A 3,354-nucleotide genomic window follows, 5' to 3' on the forward strand; every position below is an offset into this window, starting at 1 on the left:
ACCGATGCGCACCGTAGGTGATCAGTGAACTGGCCTTGACGCGTTGTGCCTTCGAGCCCTGGCGGTGCGAGCAACCGACCGTCAAGCCGAGTCTGACCGGATCGGCCGGGGCGACTACCAGTTCTTGATCGTCGCTGCCCAGCCGGGCTTGCGACACGACGCTCCAGTAGGTCTCCTCCGGGAGGTTGATGTCGAGGCCGTCAGGCGGCGCTGCAATGATCCTGAAGCAGTCGCCGACGTAGTCGCCCGTGCCGCTTCGCGGCACGTCATGCACAACCTGGCATGCTTTCTTTTCCGCGTTGTATGACAGATCGGGTAACGCGGTGCCGCAACTCGGACTTGGCAGTTTGGTGGAATCGCTCCCAGCAGTGCAGGCATTGTCCTTCCAGGCAGCGCCTGCAATCCTGTCGCAGGCTTCCTTTGCCTTGATCTTCGAGAAGGCAATTCGGTCCGCTTCGCAGCCCGAGGCATCTGCATTGATCCGAAAAGGCTCTTCGCACTTTGGCGTGATCGAGGCGACGTCGATGGCCTGGGCCGGCGCTGCCGTCGCGGTGCCCTGATTGGCGCAGGCGCATGCGATAGCCAGTAAGAACCTGAATGGATGGACCTTCATGATGCATCTCCGTGGAGTTTGAAAAGGCGAATGCATTTGGCACCGCCCTTCGGATGCATGGCATTCCGAAGGGGGTGGTGTGTTTCACTGGCGCAGAAGGCTAGCGTCGAGCAGACGTATTGGTGGGCGGCAGCACATTCGCGGTCTTGTTGGCTAATTCGGTTCTGGCGACATAGAGCTTGCAAGCCAGTTGCGGCATGTTGTGTTGCCGGATCGGGTTGCCGCGGCTCAGGTTGACGGCACTGCACGAGACAATCGGCCCGCCCTCGTCACCCCAGATCGGTCCTGAGACGCAGGGTGCCAGCGAGGTGAGCATCTCGCCATATTCATTCAGCAGGAATATCGTTGAGGTGCCATCTTGGACGGCCCGCTGCCTCATCACCTTCGCTCTCTCATCAAGAGGGACCAGTGATGAGCCGTTGAGGGGCGATGGATCAAATCCCACCACCTTGTCGATCTGGGGAGTCTTCAGGTAGGCATATTGCGCGAGACCGGCGCCAAGTGAATGGCCGACGGCAGTGATCGTGATTTTCGTTCGCTCCGCGCGCCGGAATAGTTCGTCACTTAAGGTGTGCAGGTTGTATATCTGATTAATTATTAATGTGGTGGCCTCCTGGGCTTGTAGATACTGGTCCCAAATTGCCGGCGTAAATGCCGCCAAGCCGCGAAAGTTGGTGAACCAGCCACCGCTTCCCACGGTGCCGCGGTAGACGATTGCATACTCGAACATCGGGCTGGGGTTGGTGCTGAGTTTGCGCCTCCATACGTCAATGGCCAGGTCGGGTATGAAGAAGCTCCAGCGCCTTGACTTCGGGTATTTGTTCAGTTCGGGTACGTCCGTCCATCCATAGTCTTGGCTGAGGGTGTGAACCGGCACGCTGGGATCCTTGCTGCCCTCATAGTTGCAGTCTTCCAGCACCTTCGGTTCCTTGTCCTCGAGCTTGTTGTCTCCCGTGGTTTCCTCGTATGCGCCTGGCAAGGCAGCCCGTGGCAATGATGGGTTATCTCCCGGAGTCGGCCTCTTTCGAGACCGGTTGATGTACGCCTGGGCCAGTTCCGGGGATTTTGAATCGCGGAGCTCCGCCCTCAGGTACTCTGACGCGAAGGCTGCGTTCATGTCCACGTCGACTGCGCCTCCAGTGGCATAGACATTGGATGCAATGGCTGCGTAGGGCCAGTAGAAGTCTGCATTCACCTTGTCGATATCCGGTCTTTCAAGCGGCGTGTGCGAGCAGCCGTGCAGCAAACTGCATGTGACAAGGATCTCGAATAGGGCGAGAGAAGACTTGACTGACATGTTTGCCATCCTTTCGGGCGTGTGTCGTGACCGCTGTGCGCGGGATCGAATGAAGTGTGTGACGCGCCCCCGGGCGAGCCATCCCCAACGATGATGAAGAGCCGGTCGAAGGGGCCGTCCCTCGCGAGAGGGATGACCAGACGATCGCGTGGTGTCAACGTCTGCGTCCGGGCCTGCTTCCTATTGCCGCGGGCACCGGCCAGAAAGGAATGCCAAATGACGCACACTGCCTTGTTGACTCTGCATGGGATGGGCGAGACCGAGCGCGGCTATGAAGCCGCGCTGGTCCAGCGCCTCAAGCCGCGCCTGGGCGCGAGCGCCATCGACCTGGGGATCCACCCGGTTTACTACCAGGACCTGCTGCAGGACAACGAGCGCACGGTGTGGGATCGCGCGGAACGGCAGGCGCCGATGCACTATGACGACTTGCGCAGGTTCCTGCTGTTCGGCTTGGCCGACGCGGCGGGGTTGGAGACCGGCAAGGAGGACCCTGGTTCGGTCTATGAACTGGCCCAGCTGCAGATCGCCCAAGCGCTCTTCGACGCCTGTGAGGCACACGGCACCGACCAGCCGGTCGTGCTGATCAGCCAGTCGCTGGGGTGCCAGGTGATGTCGAACTACCTGTACGACGCACAAAAGAAGCTTCGAATGGGCCAGAGTGTGGCGGCCGGCATCTGGCGGGACATCCAGGAGTTCGCCCCGCGGATCGCCGGGCGCCCATTCACCGACGCCGAGCTTGGGTTTCTATCCGGGCGCACCTGCAGGCGCTGGATCACCACAGGCTGCAACATCCCGATCTTTGTGGCCGCGCACAAGACCATGACCATCCGGCCGATCCAACCGCCACCGGGCCGCAGCGCCGATTTCAAGTGGGTCAACTTCTACGACCCGGATGATGTGCTGGGATGGCCGCTGGCGCCCTTGTCGGACGACTACGCGCAACTGGTCCAGGATCGGCCCATCAACGCCGGCCAGGGCCTGGTCAACTGGCTGCTCAAGAGCAGCACGCCGCTGTCGCATACCGCGTACTGGACCGACGATGACGTAGTCGGCTTGCTGGCGCAGATGCTGTTGGAGTTCCTCAAAGCCGGGCCGCCTCGGCATGCGCTGCGGTGATCTGTGCGGACAGTTCGTCGTCGCTGGCCGCGGCGCCTTCGGCCTGCCATTGCAGCACACGCTGCGGGGGAGACGCCGCTTCTGTAAGCGCCAGAGCCTGGGTGCGGCAGCGTGCCTCGGTGATGTTGCGGCAGCTGCCGCAGGCGGCGCGAAAGCGGTCGGCAGCCCCCAGCAGGCGCATCGCGATGTCATGGCTCTGCCGACGCGCCATCAGGCAGGCAAGCACGTCGGCCCGGGCCAGGAAGATGCCGCTGCGGCGCAGCAGGGGCACGGCCTCGGCAGCCACCGCCAAGGCCGCGTCGAACTCGCCCCGTGCGGTGAGGGCCGC

At 62.1% G+C, this 3,354-nt stretch carries 4 protein-coding genes; 1 reads left to right on the plus strand and 3 read right to left on the minus strand.

The features are described from left to right. A partial coding sequence (locus VFL64_RS14085; protein WP_489541010.1) for a hypothetical protein occupies nucleotides 1-613 on the minus strand: 613 nt, incomplete at its 3' end. A 100-nt stretch (nucleotides 614-713) separates the two neighbouring features. Beyond that, nucleotides 714-1,910, minus strand: coding sequence for a DUF6792 domain-containing protein (locus tag VFL64_RS14090; RefSeq protein ID WP_489541011.1), 1,197 nt, complete (start codon nucleotides 1,908-1,910; stop codon nucleotides 714-716). A gap of 249 nt (nucleotides 1,911-2,159) precedes the next feature. Between VFL64_RS14090 and VFL64_RS14095 the strand changes: the two genes are divergently transcribed. Next, nucleotides 2,160-3,026 carry a hypothetical protein gene (locus VFL64_RS14095; RefSeq protein ID WP_489541012.1) on the plus strand — a complete coding sequence of 289 codons (867 nt, stop codon included), beginning with the start codon at nucleotides 2,160-2,162 and terminating at the stop codon, nucleotides 3,024-3,026. On the opposite strand, the gene VFL64_RS14100 is transcribed toward VFL64_RS14095, so the two are convergent. Continuing rightward, nucleotides 2,992-3,354, minus strand: a 363-nt coding sequence (locus tag VFL64_RS14100) for a hypothetical protein (protein WP_489541013.1), incomplete at its 5' end; no start/stop codon positions are given. The genes VFL64_RS14095 and VFL64_RS14100 overlap by 35 nt on opposite strands.

This window comes from Rhizobacter sp., assembly GCF_035702065.1.
Classification (GTDB): Bacteria; Pseudomonadota; Gammaproteobacteria; order Burkholderiales; family Burkholderiaceae_C; genus Rhizobacter.